Source organism: Alicycliphilus denitrificans K601 (assembly GCF_000204645.1).
Classification (GTDB): Bacteria; Pseudomonadota; Gammaproteobacteria; order Burkholderiales; family Burkholderiaceae_C; genus Alicycliphilus; species Alicycliphilus denitrificans.
Window position 1 is genome coordinate 4348733 of the sequence record NC_015422.1, and the last position, 21268, is coordinate 4370000.

At 65.9% G+C, this 21268-nt stretch carries 17 protein-coding genes, 2 rRNA genes and 2 pseudogenes; 7 read left to right on the forward strand and 14 right to left on the reverse strand.

Annotated elements, in window-relative coordinates:
* Nucleotide 1: 1 nt before the first annotated feature.
* From ALIDE2_RS20630 to ALIDE2_RS20640, 3 genes are all read right to left on the reverse strand, one after another.
* A complete protein-coding gene (locus ALIDE2_RS20630; protein WP_238530061.1) occupies nt 2-2986 on the reverse strand; it encodes an EAL domain-containing protein in 2985 nt (994 codons plus the stop codon).
* Nucleotides 2987-3094: 108 nt separating this feature from the next.
* Nucleotides 3095-3490 (reverse strand): YchJ family protein, encoded by a 396-nt coding sequence (locus ALIDE2_RS20635; protein ID WP_013520598.1) that lies wholly within the window; start codon nt 3488-3490, stop codon nt 3095-3097.
* A complete protein-coding gene (locus ALIDE2_RS20640; protein WP_013723046.1) occupies nt 3487-4188 on the reverse strand; it encodes a DUF4197 domain-containing protein in 702 nt (233 codons plus the stop codon). The genes ALIDE2_RS20635 and ALIDE2_RS20640 overlap by 4 nt, the downstream gene beginning before the upstream one ends.
* 93 nt (nt 4189-4281) lie before the next feature.
* Here ALIDE2_RS20640 and ALIDE2_RS20645 point away from each other — a divergent pair, with 93 nt between their 5' ends.
* The 6 genes from ALIDE2_RS20645 (at nt 4282) to ALIDE2_RS20670 (ending at nt 9195) form a co-directional block, all read left to right on the forward strand.
* Nucleotides 4282-4776, forward strand: a complete 495-nt coding sequence (locus ALIDE2_RS20645; RefSeq protein WP_013520600.1) for a DUF421 domain-containing protein — start codon at nt 4282-4284, stop codon at nt 4774-4776.
* Between the two features lie 280 nt (nt 4777-5056).
* Nucleotides 5057-5872 carry an IclR family transcriptional regulator gene (locus tag ALIDE2_RS20650; RefSeq protein ID WP_013520601.1) on the forward strand — a complete coding sequence of 272 codons (816 nt, stop codon included), beginning with the start codon at nt 5057-5059 and terminating at the stop codon, nt 5870-5872.
* The gene (gene pepE, locus ALIDE2_RS20655) at nt 5869-6573 is read left to right on the forward strand and encodes a dipeptidase PepE (protein ID WP_013723047.1); all 705 of its coding nucleotides are present in this window, start codon (nt 5869-5871) and stop codon (nt 6571-6573) included. Before ALIDE2_RS20650 ends, pepE begins: the two co-directional genes overlap by 4 nt.
* 12 nt (nt 6574-6585) lie before the next feature.
* The gene (locus ALIDE2_RS20660) at nt 6586-7506 is read left to right on the forward strand and encodes a DUF1177 domain-containing protein (RefSeq protein ID WP_174764527.1); all 921 of its coding nucleotides are present in this window, start codon (nt 6586-6588) and stop codon (nt 7504-7506) included.
* Nucleotides 7503-8180, forward strand: coding sequence for an AroM family protein (locus ALIDE2_RS20665; protein ID WP_013723048.1), 678 nt, complete (start codon nt 7503-7505; stop codon nt 8178-8180). Before ALIDE2_RS20660 ends, ALIDE2_RS20665 begins: the two co-directional genes overlap by 4 nt.
* 34 nt (nt 8181-8214) lie before the next feature.
* Nucleotides 8215-9195 carry a Bug family tripartite tricarboxylate transporter substrate binding protein gene (locus tag ALIDE2_RS20670; RefSeq protein ID WP_013723049.1) on the forward strand — a complete coding sequence of 327 codons (981 nt, stop codon included), beginning with the start codon at nt 8215-8217 and terminating at the stop codon, nt 9193-9195.
* Between the two features lie 177 nt (nt 9196-9372).
* On the opposite strand, the pseudogene ALIDE2_RS25715 reads toward ALIDE2_RS20670, so the two are convergent.
* Together ALIDE2_RS25715 and ALIDE2_RS25720 are read right to left on the reverse strand one after the other, a co-directional pair.
* Nucleotides 9373-9750, reverse strand: a pseudogene (locus ALIDE2_RS25715) (LysR substrate-binding domain-containing protein); the annotation flags it as partial.
* Nucleotides 9720-9962: a LysR family transcriptional regulator gene (locus ALIDE2_RS25720; RefSeq protein WP_063840204.1), complete on the reverse strand. Its 243-nt coding sequence runs from the start codon at nt 9960-9962 to the stop codon at nt 9720-9722. The gene ALIDE2_RS25720 and the pseudogene ALIDE2_RS25715, both read right to left, overlap by 31 nt.
* A gap of 77 nt (nt 9963-10039) precedes the next feature.
* Here ALIDE2_RS25720 and ALIDE2_RS20680 point away from each other — a divergent pair.
* A pseudogene (locus ALIDE2_RS20680) lies at nt 10040-10474 on the forward strand (MFS transporter); the annotation flags it as partial.
* 98 nt (nt 10475-10572) lie between these two features.
* Here ALIDE2_RS20680 and ALIDE2_RS20685 read toward each other — a convergent pair.
* From ALIDE2_RS20685 to ALIDE2_RS20725, 9 genes are all read right to left on the reverse strand, one after another.
* Complete coding sequence (locus tag ALIDE2_RS20685; protein ID WP_013520606.1) at nt 10573-11703, reverse strand: acyl-CoA dehydrogenase family protein; 1131 nt, start codon at nt 11701-11703, stop codon at nt 10573-10575.
* A 23-nt stretch (nt 11704-11726) separates the two neighbouring features.
* A complete protein-coding gene (locus ALIDE2_RS20690) occupies nt 11727-12395 on the reverse strand; it encodes an SDR family oxidoreductase (RefSeq protein ID WP_013520607.1) in 669 nt (222 codons plus the stop codon).
* Nucleotides 12396-12464: 69 nt separating this feature from the next.
* Nucleotides 12465-13655, reverse strand: a complete 1191-nt coding sequence (locus tag ALIDE2_RS20695) for an acetyl-CoA C-acyltransferase (protein WP_013520608.1) — start codon at nt 13653-13655, stop codon at nt 12465-12467.
* Entirely contained in the window at nt 13652-15478 is a 1827-nt protein-coding gene (gene aceK, locus ALIDE2_RS20700) for a bifunctional isocitrate dehydrogenase kinase/phosphatase (RefSeq protein WP_013723050.1), read from the reverse strand. The genes ALIDE2_RS20695 and aceK overlap by 4 nt, the downstream gene beginning before the upstream one ends.
* A 52-nt stretch (nt 15479-15530) precedes the next feature.
* Nucleotides 15531-16196, reverse strand: a complete 666-nt coding sequence (gene can, locus ALIDE2_RS20705) for a carbonate dehydratase (protein WP_013520610.1) — start codon at nt 16194-16196, stop codon at nt 15531-15533.
* Nucleotides 16197-16249: 53 nt separating this feature from the next.
* A complete protein-coding gene (locus ALIDE2_RS20710; RefSeq protein WP_013520611.1) occupies nt 16250-17440 on the reverse strand; it encodes an isovaleryl-CoA dehydrogenase in 1191 nt (396 codons plus the stop codon).
* A gap of 139 nt (nt 17441-17579) precedes the next feature.
* Nucleotides 17580-17987, reverse strand: coding sequence for a MerR family transcriptional regulator (locus ALIDE2_RS20715; RefSeq protein ID WP_013520612.1), 408 nt, complete (start codon nt 17985-17987; stop codon nt 17580-17582).
* Nucleotides 17988-18089: 102 nt separating this feature from the next.
* Nucleotides 18090-18202 (reverse strand): 5S ribosomal RNA (gene rrf, locus ALIDE2_RS20720).
* Nucleotides 18203-18318: 116 nt separating this feature from the next.
* Nucleotides 18319-21198, reverse strand: a 23S ribosomal RNA gene (locus ALIDE2_RS20725).
* Between the last annotated feature and the right edge of the window lie 70 nt (nt 21199-21268).

Genomic DNA, 21268 nt, shown 5'->3' on the forward strand with positions numbered 1-21268 from the left:
CTCAATGGGTAGACTGGCCCGGCTTCGGGTCGCTGAACAGCGACGGCGCAGGCCACGCCTGCAGCAACAGGTAGTGCAGAAGGTCGGCGTCTGCCACAAAGTCAGCCGATGAGCGCATGCGCAGCAGGCGCTCCGGCGGCTGCGAACGGGCGATCGCGAAGCCCTGCACATAGTCCACCCCGATCTCGGCCAGCGTTTGCACCGTGGCGCTGTCCTCGGCCCATTCGGCAATGGTCTTCATGCCCAGGTTGCGCGCCAGGCCCACGATGGCCTCCACGATGGCCACGTTGGCGGGGTGTTCGTTCATGTTCACGATGAAGCCGCCATCGATCTTGAGCAGGTCGCCCCTGAGCTCCTTCAGGTAGGAGAACGAGGTATAGCCGGCGCCGAAGTCGTCGAGCGCCACCTTGGCACCGAAGCCGTGCACCTGGGCGATGAAGCGCCGGGTGTTCTCCAGGTCGTGCAGGGCCACGCTCTCGGTGATTTCCAGGCACAGGCGGGGCGCCACGTCGGCGTACTGCTCCAGCATCCGCACCACGTCCTGCACGAAGCGCTCGTCGTTGAGCGAGGCCCCGCTCAGGTTCATGCAGATGAAGCGGGTGTGCTTGAGCTTGCCATGCTGCTCGCGCATCCAGGCCAGTGTCTGGCGCAGCACCCAGCGGTCGATCACACCCATGCGGCCGCTGTTCTCGGCCGCGGTGATCAGGCGCGTCGTGGGCACCTCCTGTCCATCGGGGTCGCGCATGCGCAGCAGCACCTCGAAGTTGAGCGAATGGTGCGGCTCCTTGAGCGACATGATGGGCTGCATCTCCAGATACAGGCCCTCGATCTCGTCCGAGCCCGAGAGCAGGCCCGCGAGGCGGATCTCGGCCTCGTGCTCCTGGAACACGCACGAGTCGCGCTCGAACACCACGAGGTGGCTGCCGCGCTTCTTCTTGGCTTCGCGGCAGGCCCGGTCGGCCGTGGACACGGCGTCCTTGGCCGAGCTTCCCCGCACCACCTCGATCAGGCCCACCGAGCCATGCACCTGGAAGGACAGGTCGCCCACGCGGTAGGGCCGGTTGCCCAGGCTGTTCACGATGTCCTGACAGATCAGGGTGGCGTTGGCCAGGTGGGTGTTGGGCATGAGGATGACGAACTCGTCGCCGCCCACGCGGCCCAGGTGCATGCCGCCCTGCAGCACCTCGTCGACACGCGAACAGACCTGCCGCAGCACCTCGTCGCCGGCGCTGTGGCCGAACATGTCGTTGATCAGCTTGAAGCGGTCCAGGTCCAGGTAGGCCAGCGCCAGGGCCTGATCCTGGCCCGGGCCCGCAGGCTGCAGCGCCCGTTCCAGCTCGGCCTGGACACCGTTGCGGTTGAGCACCTGGGTCAGCGGGTCGTGGTTCGCCAGGAACTGCAGGCGCTCGGTGGCCAACGCGCGCTCGGTCACGTCCTGCAGCGAGCCCTCGATGCGTCCGCCCGCCCGCGAGGCCTTCACCAGGAAGCGGCGGCCTTGCGACAGCTGCGGGTCGTCCGTGCGGCCCCTGACCTCGAACTCGGCCACCGGCTGGGCGTTGAGGCTGTGCAGCAGGCGCTGCCAGGGGGTGTCGTCGAAGTAATGGTCCCAATGGTCGCGGCCCGGCACCAGCACGGCCGGGCCCAGCGCGGCCTGCAGCGCCGGGTTGGCGGCGATGAAGTGGCCCTGCGGGTCCAGCGTGAACAGGCCCAGCGGAATCACGTTGTAGGTGTGTTCCAGCTCGGTCTGGGCCTGCACGCGCTGGCGGTGTTCCTGGCGCATCTGGGCCGCGATGGCCATGGTGGCCAGCAGGCTCGACGAGAGCGCGGCCGTCACGCTGTTGACCGAGCCGATCCAGGTCTGCAGGCCGAAGGCCGCCGCCACGACCTCATAGCCGCTGGCCAGCAGGGTCACGCCGATCGACGCGCCGTACCAGGCCGCCACCGTCGAGTGCGTGATGACGACGATGCGCACGAGGAAGAACACCAGCACCAGGCTGCCGACCGCAGTGAACAGCCAGATCAGGGGCAGGAACTGGGCGTAGGGCAGCGCGACGGAAAGGACCAGCATCAGCGCGCAGGACCATTGCGTCAGGTTCAGCAGCGGCTGGAAGCCCACCTTGGGCAGTTCCTCCCGGAACAGGGAGCGAAACAGCACGAAGGTCACGACATAGAGCAGCGCCAGCGTGATCGGGCGCCCCTGGATGAGCCAGTCGACGGGCACGTTGTGCCCCAGCCACTGCACGTCCCAGCCGGCCGACAGCGCGCCCATGCGCAGGTTGATCAGCAGCCATACCGCGAACAGCACGTAGGTGGAGTTGCGGTTGATCAGGGCGGTGATGAAGACGAACAGCGCCAGCAGCACGATGCCGCCTTCGAGCAGACCCGCATTGCGCTCGAACGCGCGGGTGGCGGTCCGCAGCGCGCGCTCGTCCCACTGCTGCACCGTGAGGCGGCCCGGACCGATGAGCTGCGCTTGGCACAGCACCTGCATGCCGGGCGCCAGGTCCTGCAGGCGCAGGCCGAAGCCGGCTTGCGAGTCGAACAGGCGTCCCTGCTGGTGGACGCGATCCGCTTCACCGAGCGAATCGAGCTGGCGGCCACCCCAGCAGGCGAGCCGCACCAGATGGCGCGAAGGGAATTCGACCACGGAGGGGCTGTCGAGCCCTGGCGGCGGCACGGAGAAGCTGAACCAGAACGGCGCCTCTGCCAGATGGGTGTCGCGCAGCAGCACCTGCGGCTGATGCTCCAGCGCCGTCCGCGCGGTTTCCGCGGTCAGCTGCGCGTCGGAGTCCTCGAGCACATGCATCGGCAGGCGCAGCGGGGCATCGTGGGCGTACCGAGGTGCCCAGGTCTGCAGAGCCAGCACCGACAGCACCAGCATGGCACAGGGCAGCGCGAAGATCAGCAGACCCGACAGGGCGTGCTCCAGCGCGCCATGCCAACGGCGCCAGTGGGGCTGCACGGCAGAGGTTGCGGAAGGCTTCACTGAGCAAGGTTCAATGGCGGACCGCCATGGGACGGTCCCGTGGAAACACCAACCTGTTTTTGGTGGCGAGTACTAACTACATTTTGATAATGATATGCAAGTTTGGTTTCAAAGCAAGTCGCCATCCACGTAATACCAACGCCCCTGCTCGCGCACGAAACGGCTGCGCTCATGCAGGCGCACGGCGCGCCCGCCCACGCGCCAGCGCGCGACGAACTCGACCTCGGCGCGGTCCTCGGCCGTGGCGCGGTGCGAGCGCACCTCCAGGCCCAGCCATTTCGCGCCCTCGTCGGGATCGAGCGATCCGGGGCGCCGGCTTGCGTGCCAGGTGGCGAGCAGGTAGCCGGCGCGGCCGAGCACGAAGGCGGTGTAGCGCGAGCGCATGAGGCGCTCGGCGTCGGGTGCGGGTGTGGAATCGAAATGGTCGAGATAGCGGCCGCAGCACGCGGCCAGGGATGCGCCGCCGCCGCAGGGGCAGGCGGCCCCGGTGCGCGTGCGGCTCATCGGGCGGCGCCGAACACCTTCTGCAGCAGGGCGCTGCCCGTGCCCATGGGGTCCTGGCGGATTTTGCGCTCCTCCTCGCCGATCATGAAGTACAGGCCGTCGAGCGTCTTGCCCGTGACGTACTGCGCGAGGTTGGCGTCCTCCTTCCTGAGCAGCCCGAAGCCCGCGGCCTTGCCCGCGAAGGCGTTGTACTGCTGCGTCAGGCCGACCTTCTCGGTGGCCTGGCGCACCACGGGCAGGAAGCGCTCGCCGAGCGGCGTGCGCGTCTTCTCGGCGAAAAAGCGCGTGACGGCCGTGTCGCCGCCCGTGAGGATGTTCTTGGCGTCTGTCACCGTCATGTTCTGCACGGCGCCCACGAGCAGATCCTTGCCCATGGGCACGGCGGCCTCGGCCGCGCGGTTGATGGTGGTGACCAGTTCGTCGATGCGCTGGCCCTGGCCGAACTTGCGCATGAGCTTGGCCGTGTCCTCCAGTTGCCCCGGCAGGCCGATGCGCACCTGCGGGTTGCCCAGGAAGCCGTCGGTGCGCCCGAGCAGGCTCACGGCGGCCTCGGCCCCCTTGGCGAGCGCGGCCTTCACGCCGCTGGCGGCATCGGCATTCGACAGGTCGGCGATGGACAGGGCCCATGCCTGGCGCTGCGCGGCCAGCACGAGCGCGGCGACGCTGGTTCGGGAAATGAATGCACGGCGCGACGGCATGGCGGCTCTCCTTTCAGGCGATGGACTCGATTCTTGCAGAACACCAGGGCGTCGATAGACTGGTCTGGCATTCGGCAACCCTGGAGTTCAACGATGTTTGCAATGAGCGTGCCATGGTGGGAGTTCGCCCTGCGCGGAGTGGCCGTCTACCTGTTCCTGCTGGTGTTCCTGCGTCTCACGGGCAAGCGCCAGACGGGGCAGTATGCGCCGTTCGACCTGGTGCTGCTGCTGATCCTCTCGAACGCGGTGCAGAACTCGATGAACGCGGGCGACAACTCGCTCGTCGGCGGCCTCATCAGCGCCGCCACGCTCATCGCCTGCCACGTGGCGCTGGCCCACCTCGTCTTCCGCGTGCCGCGCCTGGCGCGCCTGGTGGATGGGAGGCCGCAGACGCTGGTGCAGGACGGCAACCTGGACAGGGCCCTCATGCACCGCGAGTTGCTCACCCCCGACGACGTGGCCGCGGCGCTGCGCGCCGGCGGCTGCCTGCACCTGCACGAGGTGGAGCGCGCCACGCTGGAGACCAACGGCACCATCACCGTGGTGCTGCGCCGCGCGGGGAGAGGCGGCACGGAATCGGGCATCTGACGCCGGGCAGGCGCACAGCGGCGAAGAGGGAGCCGCGGCGCGCGCTCATCCAGAACTGCAACCTGTCCATGCTGGTGCCGACGCTGCACACGGCCTCGGACGTGGCGCTGTCTCGGCTGCCTTGATTCAGGGCACACCACCCCGGGCGTGCAGCCATGGTGCGGATCATGTCCATACCTATCGATACCCACACAACGATAGTTCTTATGAACTTGACGATAAAAACCACATTTTTTTAGGATACCAATAAACACGAACTAAGTTCAATATTATAGAACTCATGAGCATTCTTGGTAATGTCCAACGCGTTCTGGCACTTTTCGCGGCCGGAGCCACAGATCTGAGCTTCACCGAAGCGGCCACGCTGCTGGAACTGCCCAAGAGCTCCACCTCGCACCTGCTCAACCAGATGGTGCGCTACGGGCTGCTGGATCAACACTCCACCACGCGGCGCTATCGCCCCGGCGCCTTGCTCGGGCAGGCCGCGCACGCTGCCTACGTATCGAGCGACTTCGACGATGCCTGCCGCGAAGTGCTCGAGCGGCTGTCCGCGCGCAGCGGGCTCACGGCCTATCTGTCCACGCTGTCGGGGCGCGAAACCGTGGTGCTGCAGCGCCTGAACGGCAGCTTTCCCGTGCAGGTGCTCTCTTCGCCCGGCTCGCGCCGCGATGCCACCGGCACGGCGATGGGCCGCGCGCTGCTCTCGCGCCTTGCCGGGCCCGAACTCGCGGAGCTGTTCGGCACGGACGGCTCTGCGCCGCTCGCCAGCCCTCGCCAGAGCGGCTTCGCACGCGTGGACGAACTTCTCGCCGGCCTCGCCAGCGTGGCGCAGGCGCGCCACGCGATGGTGGTGGATGGAGCGATGCCCGATATCGGCGCCATCGCCGCCGCCGTGCGCAATCCGCTGGATGGCGAACTGCGCGGCCTGTGCATCTCGTTCGTGCCGCGTCTGCAGCCTGGAGCGGATCAGATCGAGGGCTGGCGCAGGCTCGTGCTCGAAGAAACGAGCGCGCTGGGCCGCCGCATCGGCGATCCGTTCTGGCGAGCCGCGCCTGCCGTCTCCACCACTTCCTCTATCACCGAACCTACGCCATGAACCTGCTGCTGCTGAGCAATTCCACGAGCGATGCCGGCTACCTGACCCACGCCCTGCCGTGGATCCGGGAATGGGCCTCGCACCATGACGCCACGGGCGATGCCCTGTTCGTGCCTTTCGCGGGCGTCACGCGGACCTGGGACGCCTATGAAACCCTGGTCGCCGAAGCGCTTGCGCTCCTGGGGCTGCGCGTGCGCTCTGTGCACCGGCTGTCCGACCCGGTGGCTGCCGTGCAGGCGGCACGCCACGTGATCGTGGGTGGCGGCAATACCTTCGCTCTGCTCGGGCACCTGCGCACGACGGGGCTTCTGGAGGCCATCGGAGCGCGCGTGCGCAGCGGCAAAGCCTCCTACCTGGGCTGGAGCGCGGGCGCGAACGTGGCCTGTCCCACGATCTGCACCACGAACGACATGCCCATCGCCGACCCCGGCGGTTTCGGCGCCCTGGGCCTCGTGCCCGTGCAGATCAACGCCCATTACACCGACGCGCACCCGCCCGGCCACCGTGGTGAGACACGCGAGCAGCGCCTGCGCGAGTTCACCACGCTGCGGCCCGACATGCCCGTGCTGGGCCTGCCCGAAGGCACGGGCCTGCGCGTGCACGGCAGCCGCCGTGCCGTGCTGGGCGCGGCTGGCGCGCGCCGGTTCCACGGCCCCGCCACGCCGCAATGGCTGGCCGAAGGCCCCCTCGATCACCTCTGACGAAAGCCCCCGATGCAACATGTTTCTTCGATGATCGACCTGCTGTCCTCCGCGTACGTGACGGGCGAGGACGTGGCCGCGCACCTGCGCTCGCTCGGCGAGTGCAGGGTCGAGGTGACCCGCCTGGAGCGCGATGGCGCCTGCACCGACTTCCTGGCGATAGAAATCCCGGGCCTGGATGCGCAGGCGCCGCGCCTGGGCATCGTGGGCCGCCTCGGCGGCATCGGCGCGCGCCCCGCGGTGAGCGGGCTGGTATCGGACAGCGACGGCGCCGTGGTCGCGCTCGCGGCCGCCGCGAAGATGCTCGGCATGGCGCAGCGCGGCGACGCGATGCCCGGCGCCGTGCACATCCACACGCACATCTGCCCGCGCGCGGGCACGCGGCCCCACCATCCCGTACCGATGATGCGTTCGCCATTCCCCATGCGCGAGATGATGGCCCACGAAGTCAGCCCGCGCATGGACGCCATCCTCTCGGTGGACACCACGCGCGGCAACCGCCTCGTGAACCATCGCGGCGTGGCGCTGACGCCCGTAGCCAAGGAAGGCTGGCTGCTGCCCATTCCCGACCTTCTGCTGGACGTGATGAGCTGGGTGAGCGGCGAGCTGCCGGTCACGCTGCCGCTGACCACGCAGGACATCACCCCCTACGAGAACGGGCTGCCGCATGTGAACTCGATCATGCAGCCCGCCATCGCAACCCCCGCGCCGGTAGTGGGCGTGGCGCTCACCGCGCAGGCCACCGTGCCCGGCTGCGCCACGGGCGTGACCAATGCCTGGGACGCCGATGTGGCGATGCGCTTTTGCATCGAGACCGCCAAGCTGTTCGGCCAGCGCACGCTGTCGTTCGTGAACGAGGAGCATTGGGAGCAGTTGCAGGCGCGCTACGGCTCGCTCGCGCACCTGCAGGGCGTGGGCCGGGAACTGGCATGAGCAGGCGCATTGCGTTCTTCACCATCGGCGAATCGCCGCGCAGCGACGTGGTTCCCGCCATGAGCGCACTGCTGGGCGAGCACGTGCAGATCGACGAATACGGAGCGCTCGACGCACTCGATGCCCCGGCGCGCGAGCGGCTTGCGCCGCGCCCCGGCGCACACTGCTTCGCCACGCGGCTGCGCGACGGCGGCTCCATCACGCTGGACAAGGAGGCCACCGAGCAACGCCTGGCCGAAGTGATGCGCGAAGCCGACGACGCGGGCTACGACCTGCTCGTGCCGCTGTGCACCGGCACCGCCCTGCCCGCGCTGCGCACCTGGATGGTCGAGCCCCAGCAGGTCGTGGACCAGGCCATGGTGGCGCTGGCCCGCCACGCGCACTGCGTGGGCGCCCTCGTGCCGCTGGCCACGCAGATTGAGACCTTCCACCTCGCGCAGCCGCTGCCCTGCGCGCTGCGCGTGGATCACGCATCCCCCTACGAGCGCGACGCCGCCGCGGCCGCCGCGGCCTTCGAACGCGCGGGACGCGCGTTGGCCGGTTGCGACTTCATCGTTATGCACTGCATGGGCTACACCGAGGCCATGCGCGCGCAGGTGGCGCGCGCCAGCGGCCGGCCCACGCTGCTGTCCAACCACCTCGTCGCCCACACGCTTGCGCAGTTGCTGGCGTGACACCCGTTTCATCGACCCAAGGAAAGCCCTTCCCATGATCCACCGCCGCACCCTGATCGCCCTGGCCGCATCGGCCACGCTGCTGGCCGCCGCCCCCACCCACGCGCAATCGGACTGGAAGCCCGTGCGCCCCGTAAAACTGCTCGTGGGCTTCGCGCCCGGCGGCTCCGCCGACACGCTGGCCCGCCTGATCGCCGAGCCGCTGAGCCAGAAGCTGGGCCAGCCCGTCGTCGTGGACAACGTGCCCGGCGCGGGCGGCAACATCATGGCGGGGCGCCTGGCCACCTCGGCCGCCGATGGCTACACGCTGGGCATCGGGGCCGCGGGCTCGATGGCGATCACCTTCGAGCTCAACCCCAAGGCCACCCCCTACAAGCCCGAGAGCTTCACACCCGTGACGATGCTGGCCACGCAGCCGAACGTGGTCATCGTCAACATGTCCGTTCCCGCGAACAACATCGGCGAACTCAAGGACTACATCGCCCGCACGCCGTCGGCCAGCTACGGCATCGCGGGCATCGGCATCTCGAACCACCTGATCGCCGAAGCCATGCTCGCGCGCATGGGCGTGAAAATGGCCGCCGTGCCCTACAAGGGCGCCGCCCCCGTCATCACCGACCTGCTGGGCGGCCACATCGCAATGACGATGGACAACATCACCACCGCCGCACAGCTCGCCAAGGAAGGCAAGGTGAAAGCGCTGGGCGTGACCACAGCCAAGCGCGCGCCGCAACTGCCCGACGTTCCCACGCTGCAGGAGCAGGGCCTGGCGGGCTTCGACATGCCGACCTGGCAAGGCCTGTTCCTGCCCGCGGGCACGCCCGCGCCCGTGGTGGCGGCCTATTACGCGGCCATGCAGGACATCCTGAAAAGCGCCTCGACCCGCGAGAAGATGGCGCACCTGGGCTCGCAGCCCGTCGTGGGCATGAAGCCCGCGCAGTTCACCGCCTACCTCGAAGCCGATCGCAAGCAGTGGGCGGCCACCATCAAGGCCGCGCGCATCGAACCGCAGTAACCAGCAGTCCTCCGCCTGCCGCACGGCTTCGAGCCACTGCGCGAAAAGCTGCGCCTCGGCGGATGCGCCCTCGGCCACCGCGTAGTCATAGCGCTCCAACGGCAGCCGCACCTGCGGCAGCGGCGAGCGCGGGACCATCGCCACGCCCAGGCCATCGACGGCCGCCTGCAACACGAGATGCAGGTGGTCGAAGTCCAGCCGCCCGGCAGGCTTGAAGCGCGGCGCGCCCGCGATGCGCAGCCAATCGGCCCAGTCGCGCTGGCGCGAGCACGCGCGCAGCTGCACGTGGGCCACCAGCGCGCGCGGCGTGCAGGCCCCTTCCAGGCCCTGCCCCTCGAACAGCACGGGCGCGCCCACCACCAGCGCCTCGTCCTCCAGGTAGGGGCGCAGCCGAAGCGCGGCGGGCCAGCCCTGCGTCCCGCGGCGGATGGCGATGTCGAAGCCCTCGCCGGGCGGCGCCGTACTGGTGGCCACCTGCGGCTCGATGCCGGGGTGCTGCGCCACGAAGTCCGGCAGGCGCGGGATCAGCCAGCGCACGGCGAACGATGGCCGCACGTCGATACGTGCCTGCGTACCGCGCGCGCGGGCGCTCGGGCCATGAGCGCCTGCGCAGCGCCGGCGATCTGCGCGAGCGCCGCGGCGGCCTCGGTCTGGAACGCCTGGCCCTGCGCGGTGAGCACCACCTGCCGCGTGCACCGCTCGAACAGCACGGCGCCCAGATAGGCCTCCAGGCTCTTGATCTGGCGGCTGATGGCGCCATGCGTCACGTGCAACTCGGCGGCGGCCAGGGTGAAGCTCTCGTGCCGCGCTGCCCACCGACGTGGTGCTCTATCTGCTGCTGCCGATGTACGGCCCGGCCTTCGGCATCACGCTGGCCGAGGCGGGCGTGCTGCTCGCAGCCAACCGGCTGGTGCGCATCGTGGGTTATGGCTGGGTGGCGCGCTTCTATGCGCGCCGCGGCGACCGCGCCACCTGCACGCTGGCCGTGGCGGCAGCGGTGCTGTGCGCCCTGGGCAACGCGGCGCTCAGCGGCTTCTGGGCGCTGCTGCCGCTGCGGCTGCTGTGGGGGCTGTGCTTCGCGGCGCTGAACCTGTCCACGCAGGTGCTGGCGACGGCCATGCCGCTGGGCGCGGCGGCGCGCTCGGTCCGCTCGCGCGCCTTCATCGCCGTGGAGCCGATGCTGGCGCTGCCGCTGGCCGCCGTGGCGAGCGAGGTGGCAGGGCCGCGCTGGATCTTCCTGCTGCCCGGCGGCGCGGCGGCGCTGATGCTGGCGCTGGCCGCCGTGGAGTGCGCGCGGCCCGCCCGGTGAGTCTTATGAGTCAAATCGGCCTTCTACGCTTATGCAGAAAGCGCTGATAGCTCATATTTTCGGAGCAATCAGGCCAGCGCGCGCTGGATCAGGATCTTCTGCACGTCGCTCGTGCCCTCGTAGATCTGGCACACGCGCACGTCGCGGTAGATGCGCTCCACGGGGAAGTCGTTCACCACGCCGTAGCCGCCCAGGGTCTGGATGGCGGCGCTGCAGACCCGTTCCGCCATCTCGCTCGCGAACAGCTTGGCCATGGCGGCCTCCTTCAGGCAGGGCCGGCCGGCGTCGCGCAGGCTGGCGGCGTGCCAGATGAGCTGGCGCGCGGCCTCGATCTGCGTGGCGCAGTCGGCCAGGCGGAAGCCCACGGCCTGGTGGTTGAAGATGGGCTGGCCGAAGCTCTCGCGCTCCTTGGCGTACTGCACGGCGAACTCGAAGGCGCTTCTCGCCATGCCCACGCTCTGCGCGGCGATGCCGATGCGCCCGCCCTCCAGCGCGCCCAGCGCGATCTTGTAGCCCTCGCCCTCGGCGCCGATGAGGTTCTCGGCCGGGATGCGGCAGCCGTCGAAGTTGATCTGCGCCGTGTCGCTGCTGTGCTGGCCGAGCTTGTCCTCCAGCCGCGCGACCACATAGCCGGGCGTGTCCGTCGGCACCAGGAAGGCGCTCATGCCCTTCTTGCCCGCGCCCTTGTCGGTCACAGCGATGACGATGGCGACCTGCCCGTTCTTGCCGCTGGTGATGAACTGCTTGACGCCATTGATCACGTATCCGTCGCCGTCCTTCGCCGCCGTGGTGCGCAGCGCGGAGGCGTCGGAGCCCACGTGCGGCTCGGTGAGGCAGAACGCGCCGAGCATCTCGCCGCGCGCCAGCGGCGTGAGCCAGTCGCGCTTTTGCTGCGCGTTGCCGTAGCGCATGAGGATGGCGTTGACCGGGCAATTGGTCACGGAGATCGCCGTGCTGGTGCCGCCGTCGCCCGCGGCGATTTCTTCGAGCACCAGGGCCAGCGTGAGGTAGTCCAGGCCCGCGCCGCCCAGTTCCTCGGGCACGCAGATGCCGTAGGCGCCCAGCGCGGCCAGGCCGCGGTGGGCCTCGCGCGGGAAGTGGTGTTCCTTGTCCCAGCGCGCCGCATTCGGCCACAGCTGGTCTTGGGCGAAGTCGCGCACGGCGTCGCGGATCATTTCCTGGTCTTGGGTCAGCAGCATCGTCGTCTCCCTCTGAATTCGGTCTACCAATGGGTGGCGCGGCGGCCATCGTGGTGCAGCAGGCGGCCCTTGTCCGCGGGCGCGAGGTCCGCCAGCGTCTCGCGCATGCCGCGCACGCTTTGCGCCGCGGTGAGCGGCGCGCCGGTGCCGCCCATGTCGGTCTGCACCCAGCCGGGGTCGATGGTGACCAGCGTGGCAGCAGGATAGTCGTGCTGCGCCGCGGCCACGGCCATGTTGAGCGCGGCCTTGCTTGCGCGGTAGAGCCACGAGTCGCTGCCCGGCACGCTGCCGATCTGCGACATGGACGAGGACAGGAAGGCGAACACGCCGCGCGCGTCGGCCACGAGCGGCGCGACCTGCGGGATGGCCTGCATGGCGCCGAGCACGTTGGTGTGCATGACGGCGTCGAAGTCCTCGCGCGTGGGCGGCGTGAGCGCGCCGGGACGACGGATGACGCCGGCCACGTAGAGCGCCACGTCGAGCCGCTCCCCGTCGAGCATCCAGGCCAGGCCGCTAACGCTCGCGGGGTTGGCCACGTCCACCGTGAGCGCCTGCGCGCCCAGGGCCTGCACGCGCTCGCGGCCCGCGTCGCCGCGCACGGTGGCGATGACGCGGCAGCCGGCCCCGCGGTACTGCCGCACGAATTCGAGGCCTATGCCGCGCGAGGCGCCGATCACCAGGATGGTTGCCATGGAGTCATGAGTAGAAAAGGCCGCCAACGCTTGCCTATCAAGCGCCGGCAGCTATTCATACAGTAGCAATCAAACGAGCTCGATGGCCATGGCCGTGGCCTCGCCGCCACCGATGCACAGCGTGGCCAGGCCCTTCTTCTTGCCGCGGCCTTTGAGCGCGTGGATCAGCGTGACCAGGATGCGCGCGCCGCTGGCGCCGATGGGGTGGCCCAGCGCGCAGGCGCCGCCGTTGACGTTGACCTTTTCGTGCGGCACCTTGAGGTCGGCCATCAGCGCCATGGGGACGACGGCGAAGGCCTCGTTGATCTCCCACAGGTCCACGTCCTCCACCTTCCAGCCCGCCTTCCTGAGCGCCTTCTCGGTCGCGCCAACGGGGGCGGTGGTGAACCACTCGGGCGCCTGCGCGTGCGTGGCATGGGCCACGATCCGCGCCAGCGGCTTGCAGCCGAGCTGCCTGGCGGTGGACTCGCGCATCAGCACCATGGCAGCGGCGCCGTCGTTGATGCTGGAGCTGGACGCGGCGGTGATGGTGCCGTCCTTCTTGAAGGCGGGCTTGAGGCTGGCGATCTTGTCCAGCCTGGCCTTGGCCGGGCCTTCGTCGATGCTCACCGTCACCTCGCCCTTGCGGGTCTTGACGGTGACGGGCGTGATCTCGGCGGCGAAGGCGCCGCTGGCGGTGGCGGCCTGGGCGCGCTTGACGCTTTCGATGGCGAAGGCGTCCTGCTGCTCGCGCGTGAACTGGTACTTGGCCGCGCAGTCCTCGCCGAAGGTGCCCATGGAGCGGCCGGCCTCGTAGGCGTCCTCCAGGCCGTCGAGCATCATGTGGTCGAAGATCTTGTCGTGGCCCATGCGGTAGCCGGCGCGGCCCTTCTTGAGCAGGTAGGGCGCGTTGGTCATGCTCTCCATGCCGCCGGCGACCATCACATCGCGGCTGCCGGCCACGAGCTGGTCGTGCGCGAGGATGGTGGCCTCCATGCCAGCGCCGCACATCTTGGACAGGGTCACCGCGCCCGTGCTTTGCGGCAGGCCGCCCTTGAAGCCCGCCTGGCGCGCGGGCGCCTGGCCCTGGCCGGCCATCAGGCAGTTGCCGAACAGCACCTCTTCCACCTGCTCGGGCCGGATGCCGGCGCGCTCGACGGCGGCACGGATGGCGGCGCCGCCCAGGTCATGGGCGGCCAGGTCGGCGAAGTCGCTCTGAAAGCCCCCCATGGGCGTGCGCGCGGCGCTGACGATGACGACGGGGTCTTGATGCTGGCTCATAGGGAATCTCCTTGGGGTTGATGGGAAGGGGACGCGCAGCGGAAGCGCCGCGCGCCGTCGTAGGGAAACACGTCGTAGACATGGCCGGCCTGTATGCGCTCCTTGTGCGACTGCCAGAAGTCCACGTCCAGCAAGTCGGCATGGTGGCGCATGAACGCCGCGCGCACGGCTTCGTTGCCTAGCAGAAAGGGGCCGAAGGTCTCGGGGAACACGTCGCGCGGGCCCACGGGCCACCAGACCTCGCCAGAGAGCTCGTCCTCCTCGCAGCGCGGCGGCGGCACGCGGCGGAAGTTGCAGTCCGTCACGTACTCGATCTCGTCGTAGTCGTAGAACACCACCTTGCCGTTGCGCGTGATGCCGAAGTTCTTCCACAGCATGTCGCCGGGGAAGATGTTGGCCGCCACAAGATCCTTGATGGCATTGCCGTACTCGAGCACGGCATGCTCCAGGGCGCTCGCGGCCTCGGGCTTGTCCAGGCCTGCGTCGATGCATTCCTGCAGGTGGATGTTGAGCGGGACCATGCGCCGCTCGATGTACAGGTGGTCGATGATGACCTCCTGCCGGCCGTCGCCGTCGCGGTCGCTGATCTCGAGCTGGCTGGGCGCATGTCTGCGTATCTCCTCGATCAGCTCATCGGAAAAGCGGTCGCGCGGAAACGCCACCAGGCTGTATTCCAGCGTGTCGGCCATGCGACCCACGCGGTCGTGCTGCTTGACCAGCAGGTACTTGGCCTGCACCTGCTCGCGCGTCGTCTCTTTGGGCGCCGGGAAATGGTCCCGGATGAGCTTGAACACGTAGGGAAAGCTCGGCAGATCGAAGACCAGCATCACCATGCCTTTGATGCCGGGGGCGATGCGGAACTTGTCGCTGGAATACTTCAGGTGGTGCAGGAAGTCGCGGTAGAACAGCGTCTTGCCCTGCTTGGCCAGCCCGAGAGCGATGTAGAGCTCGGCCCGGGGCTTCCTCGGCATGAGGCTGGCGAGGAACTGCACGTAGGCGCTGGGGATCTCCATGTCCACCATGAAGTACGCGCGCGCGAAGGAGAACAGCATCTGCAGGTCGTTCTCGCCGAACAGCGCAGCGTCGATCACCAGGCCGCCGCGCTCGCCATGCAGCAGGGGCAGCGCGAACGGCAGCTCGTTGAAGCCGTTGATCACCTTGCCGACCACGTACGCGCCCTTGTTGCGGAAGAACAGGCTGGACAGCACCTGGATCTGGAAGTTGCTGCGCAGCTTCGCGGCGCCCAGGCGCTGCTCCATGGCACGCGCCACGCAGGCCACGTCGCGCCGCAGGTCTTCGAAAGGGTGCTGCAGCGCGAAGTCCTCGACGAGGCTGGAGACCACCGCCGACAGGCCGCCCGGCGCGGGATAGTAGGCGCGGTAGGTGGGCCGCGCCGTGGGGTCGTCGCTCTCGATGTACTCGGTGCTGACCGCGGGCCGCACGAAGATGAAGTCGTTGTGGAAATGCGTGCGGTGCAGGATCTTGGTGGTGACCGAGTTGAAGAAGGTCTCGGCCAGCTCGGGTCGCAGGTGGTTCACCATGAGGCCGATGTAGTGCAGCTTAACCTGGTGCCACAGGTCCATGGGCTGGGCGCCGGCGTTGAACTCCTTGTCGAGCCGGCGCACGCACTCCTTGACGCGCAGGTCGTAGAACTCGATGCGCTCGCGCTGCGCGCGCTGCTGGCCATGCCAGTCGGCCGTTTCGAAACGGTGCTTGGCGCGCGCCGACTCGGCGCGGAACAGGCGGTAGTGGCGGTTGAAGCCGTCCATCATCGCCTTGGCGATGTCATAGGCCTGCGGGGCATCTAGTCGCTCGGGAAACATGGGGCCGTGCCTGGCAGGGTGATCAATGGTACGGCGCCGCTCCGGTGGCCCGCTACTGGCCGCGCACGCGGCTGGCCACCAGGGCCACGGCCTGGCGGTACGCCTCGGCGAGCCCCGCCACGTCGGGCACGCTCATCTGCAGATTGGTGATGAGGCCGTTGTTCAGGCTGTAGCACCAGCCGTGAATCTGCACCTTCTGGCCGCGCGCCCAGGCATCCTGCATCACCGTGGAATGCGCGATGTTCATGACCTGCTCGACGACATTGAGCTCGCACAGCGCGTCATGGCGCCACGGCCGGTCGAGGCCTTCGAGCAGCACGGCATGCTTGTCGCGCACGTCCTTCACGTGGCGGATCCAGTTGTCCGCCAGGCCTATGCGCGCATCCTGCAGCGCCGCCAGCACGCCGCCGCAGCCGTAGTGGCCCACGACCATCAGGTGCTCCACCTTGAGCTGGTCCACCGCGTACTGGATGGTGGACAGGCAATTGAGATCGGTGGGCACGACCACGTTGGCAATGTTGCGGTGCACGAACACCTCGCCGGGCTCCAGCCCCGTGATCTGGTTGGCCGGCACGCGGCTGTCGGAGCAGCCGATCCACATGTAGCGCGGCTTCTGCTGCGCCAGCAGGCCGGTGAAGAAGCCGGGCCGGTCACGCTCCATCTGTTCGGCCCACTCGCGGTTGTGGGCAAACAGCTCGTCGATGGAGGTTGTGGTCATGGGGCAATCCTTTTCTTTTGGTGTGGACGAAAGAGCGGCGCCGGCGCAGGCTGTCAGCAGGTCTCCGCGAACAGCTCGCGGCCGATGAGCATGCGACGGATCTCGCTCGTGCCCGCGCCGATCTCGTAGAGTTTCGCATCCCGCCACAAGCGGCCCAGCGGGTACTCGTTGATATACCCGTTGCCGCCATAGATTTGCACGCCTTCGCCCGCCATCCAGGTGGCCTTTTCGGCGCACCACAGGATCACGCTGGCGCAGTCCTTGCGCACCTGGCGCACATGCTCGATGCCCAGCATGTCCAGGTTCTTGGCCACGGTGTAGGCGAACGAGCGGCCCGCTTGCAGCACAGTGTACATGTCGGCCACCTTGCCCTGGATGAGCTGGAACTCGCCGATGCTCTGGCCGAACTGCTTGCGGTCGTGGATGTAGGGCACGACGTTGTCCATCACCGCCTGCATGATCCCGAGCGGCCCGCCGGTGAGCACTGCACGCTCGTAGTCCAGGCCGCTCATCAGCACCTTGGCGCCGCCGTTGACCTGTCCGAGCACGTTCTCCGCCGGCACCTCCACGTCCTGGAACACGAGCTCGCCGGTGTGGCTGCCGCGCATGCCCAGCTTGTCGAGCTTCTGCGCGATCGAGAAGCCCTTCATGCTCTTTTCGATCAGGAAGGCCGTGACGCCACGCGCGCCGAGCTCGGGCTCCGTCTTGGCGTACACCACCAGGGTATCGGCATCTGGGCCGTTGGTGATCCACATCTTGCTGCCGTTGAGCAGATAGTAGCCGCCCTTGTCCTCGGCCTTGAGCTTCATGCTGATCACGTCCGAGCCCGCGCCCGGCTCGCTCATGGCCAGCGCACCCACGTGCTCGCCGCTGATCAGCTTGGGCAGGTACTTGGCCTTCTGCGCCTCGTTGCCGTTGCGGTTGATCTGGTTCACGCACAGGTTGCTGTGCGCGCCGTAGGACAGGCCCACCGAGGCGCTGGCGCGCGAGATCTCCTCCATGGCCACCATGTGCGCGAGGTAGCCCATGTCGGCGCCGCCGTACTGCTCGGGCACGGTGATGCCCAGCACGCCCAGCTCGCCGAACTTGCGCCACAGATCCATGGGGAACTGGTCCGTGCGGTCGATCTCCGTCGCGCGCGGGGCGATCTCCGCCTGCGCAAACTCGCGCACGGTATCGCGCAGCGCATCGATGTCCTCTCCCAACTGGAAGTTCAGGCCTGGCAACTGGGTGGCAATGCTCATGGATCGTCTCCTGGATGAAGGGGTGTTCGCCGGGTGTGCCTCGCCCGCGCTTCGCATGGGACCGCCCTTCCCGGTGCGGCAGGCTGGTCGCAGCCACTCGGCGAAGGCGAGGCGTGTATTACGTTTACGTAAACGTCAATTATCCACGACTTTGGGCTGTTGATGACTCAATTTTTGCCAACAGCTCCCGGGCCTCGCGCTCGTGTTCACAAACCTCGTCCAGATTGGCCTGCAGGTCCGTCATTTGCGCCTCCAGCTGCTTGCGGTGCATCGCGAGCACCTCCAGGAACTTGATCAGTTGGACGCCGGTATCACGCGGGCTGTCGTAAAGATCGATGATCTCCTTGGCCTCGGTCAGCGACAGGCCGAGCCGCTTGGCCCGCAGCGTCAGCTTCAGCCGCGTGCGGTCGCGGGCACTGTAGATGCGGTTGCGCCCACCCGGCCCCGCGCGCTCAGGCCGCAGCAGGCCCATGTCCTCGTAGAAGCGCATCGCGCGGGTGGTGAGGTCGAACTCCCGTGCGAGATCACTGATGGTGTAGGTGGCCATGAATTGACGTTGACGTAAGCGTCAATATTACCCTCTTTACCAAACCCCAAAGCAAAGCGCCCCCCTGTGCATATGCACAGGGGGGCGTTTTGGGCTGTAAGAGCCTGACGATGACCTACTTTCACACGGGAACCCGCACTATCATCGGCGCGAAGTCGTTTCACTGTCCTGTTCGGGATGGGAAGGAGTGGGACCGACTTGCTATGGTCATCAGGCATAACTGGTTGCTGTGCAGGTTTTGGGTCTGCACGGCGGATTCACAGAGTCGACTCGGTATTTGATTGCGTGCTTGGCATAACAGTCCTGAACTGCGGTTGGCAGTCAAAGTTATAGGGTCAAGCCGCACGGGCAATTAGTACTGGTTAGCTTAATGCATTGCTGCACTTCCACACCCAGCCTATCAACGTCGTGGTCTACAACGACCCTTCAGGGGGCTCGAGGCCCCGGCAGATCTCATCTTGAAACGAGTTTCCCGCTTAGATGCTTTCAGCGGTTATCTCTTCCACACTTAGCTACTCGGCAATGCCACTGGCGTGACAACCGATACACCAGAGGTGTGTCCACTCCGGTCCTCTCGTACTAGGAGCAGGCTTCCTCAAATCTGCAGCGCCCACGGAAGATAGGGACCAAACTGTCTCACGACGTTTTAAACCCAGCTCACGTACCTCTTTAAATGGCGAACAGCCATACCCTTGGGACCGACTACAGCCCCAGGATGAGATGAGCCGACATCGAGGTGCCAAACACCGCCGTCGATATGAACTCTTGGGCGGTATCAGCCTGTTATCCCCAGAGTACCTTTTATCCGTTGAGCGATGGCCCTTCCATACAGAACCACCGGATCACTATGTCCTGCTTTCGCATCTGCTCGACTTGTCAGTCTCGCAGTTAAGCACGCTTATGCCATTGCACTATCGTCACGATGTCCGACCGTAACTAGCGTACCTTCGAACTCCTCCGTTACGCTTTGGGAGGAGACCGCCCCAGTCAAACTGCCTACCATGCACTGTCCCCGATCCCGGTAAGGGACCTAGGTTAGAACCTCAAACGCACCAGGGTGGTATTTCAACGTTGGCTCCATGGCAACTAGCGTCACCACTTCAAAGCCTCCCACCTATCCTACACAGATCCGTTCAAAGTCCAATACAAAGCTACAGTAAAGGTTCATGGGGTCTTTCCGTCTTTCCGCGGGGAGATTGCATCATCACAAACATTTCAACTTCGCTGAGTCTCAGGAGGAGACAGCGTGGCCATCGTTACGCCATTCGTGCAGGTCGGAACTTACCCGACAAGGAATTTCGCTACCTTAGGACCGTTATAGTTACGGCCGCCGTTTACTGGGACTTCAATCAAGAGCTTGCACCCCATCATTTAATCTTCCAGCACCGGGCAGGCGTCACACCCTATACGTCCACTTTCGTGTTTGCAGAGTGCTGTGTTTTTATTAAACAGTCGCAGCCACCGATTTTTTGCAACCGCTTTGGGCTCCCTTTGTACAAGTTCACCTACTTGCGGCATACCTTCTCCCGAAGTTACGGTATCAATTTGCCGAGTTCCTTCTCCTGAGTTCTCTCAAGCGCCTTAGAATACTCATCTCGCGCACCAGTGTCGGTTTGCGGTACGGTCGTCAATAGCTGAAGCTTAGTGGCTTTTCCTGGAAGCAGGGTATCACTCACTTCGTCTGCAAGCAGACTCGTTATCACCCCTCATCTTAGCCCGGCGGATTTGCCTACCAGGCACGACTACAGGCTTGAACCAACATATCCAACAGTTGGCTGAGCTAACCTTCTCCGTCCCCACATCGCACTATTGATCGGTACAGGAATATTGACCTGTTTCCCATCAGCTACGCATCTCTGCCTCGCCTTAGGGGCCGACTCACCCTACGCCGATGAACGTTGCGTAGGAAACCTTGCGCTTACGGCGAGCGGGCTTTTCACCCGCTTTAACGCTACTCATGTCAGCATTCGCACTTGTGATACCTCCAGCATCCGTTACCAGACACCTTCACAGGCTTACACAACGCTCTCCTACCACGTGCAATAAATTGCACATCCGCAGCTTCGGTAACTGGCTTAGCCCCGTTACATCTTCCGCGCAGGACGACTCGATCAGTGAGCTATTACGCTTTCTTTAAATGATGGCTGCTTCTAAGCCAACATCCTGACTGTTTTAGCCTTCCCACTTCGTTTCCCACTTAGCCAATTTTAGGGACCTTAGCTGGCGGTCTGGGTTGTTTCCCTCTTGAGTCCGGACGTTAGCACCCGGTGCTCTGTCTCCCAAGCTGTACTCTGCAGTATTCGGAGTTTGCCTTGGTTTGGTAAGTCGCCATGACCCCCTAGCCAAAACAGTGCTCTACCCCCGCAGGTAATACTTGAGGCACTACCTAAATAGTTTTCGGAGAGAACCAGCTATTTCCAAGTTTGTTTAGCCTTTCACCCCTATCCACAGCTCATCCGCTAGTTTTGCAACACTAGTCGGTTCGGACCTCCAGTACCTGTTACGGCACCTTCATCCTGGCCATGGATAGATCACTTGGTTTCGGGTCTACACCCAGCGACTAGATCGCCCTGTTCGGACTCGATTTCTCTACGCCTCCCCTATTCGGTTAAGCTCGCCACTGAATGTAAGTCGCTGACCCATTATACAAAAGGTACGCCGTCACCCCTTTCGAGGCTCCGACTTTTTGTAAGCATGCGGTTTCAGGATCTATTTCACTCCCCTCCCGGGGTTCTTTTCGCCTTTCCCTCACGGTACTGGTTCACTATCGGTCGATGATGAGTATTTAGCCTTGGAGGATGGTCCCCCCATGTTCAGACAGGGTTTCTCGTGCCCCGCCCTACTTTTCTCTAGCTCAGTACCACCGGTCAGTTTTCGCATACGGGGCTATCACCCACTATGGCCGGCCTTTCCATGCCGCTTTGCTAACTGTCCGACTATCACTAGAAGGCTTCTCCGATTTCGCTCGCCACTACTTTCGGAATCTCGGTTGATGTCTTTTCCTCGAGCTACTTAGATGTTTCAGTTCACTCGGTTCGCTTCGTTATCCTATGTATTCAGATAACGATACCCTTGCGGGTGGGTTTCCCCATTCAGAGACCTTCGGATCAATGCTTATTTGCCAGCTCCCCGAAGCTTTTCGCAGGCTATCACGTCTTTCGTCGCCTATCATCGCCAAGGCATCCACCGACATGCTCTTAGTCACTTGACCCTATAACTTTGACTTCTCTTTTCGAGAGGCCGCCGTTTGGAGTTCAAAGACTTGCGAGGTCTCGCACCTC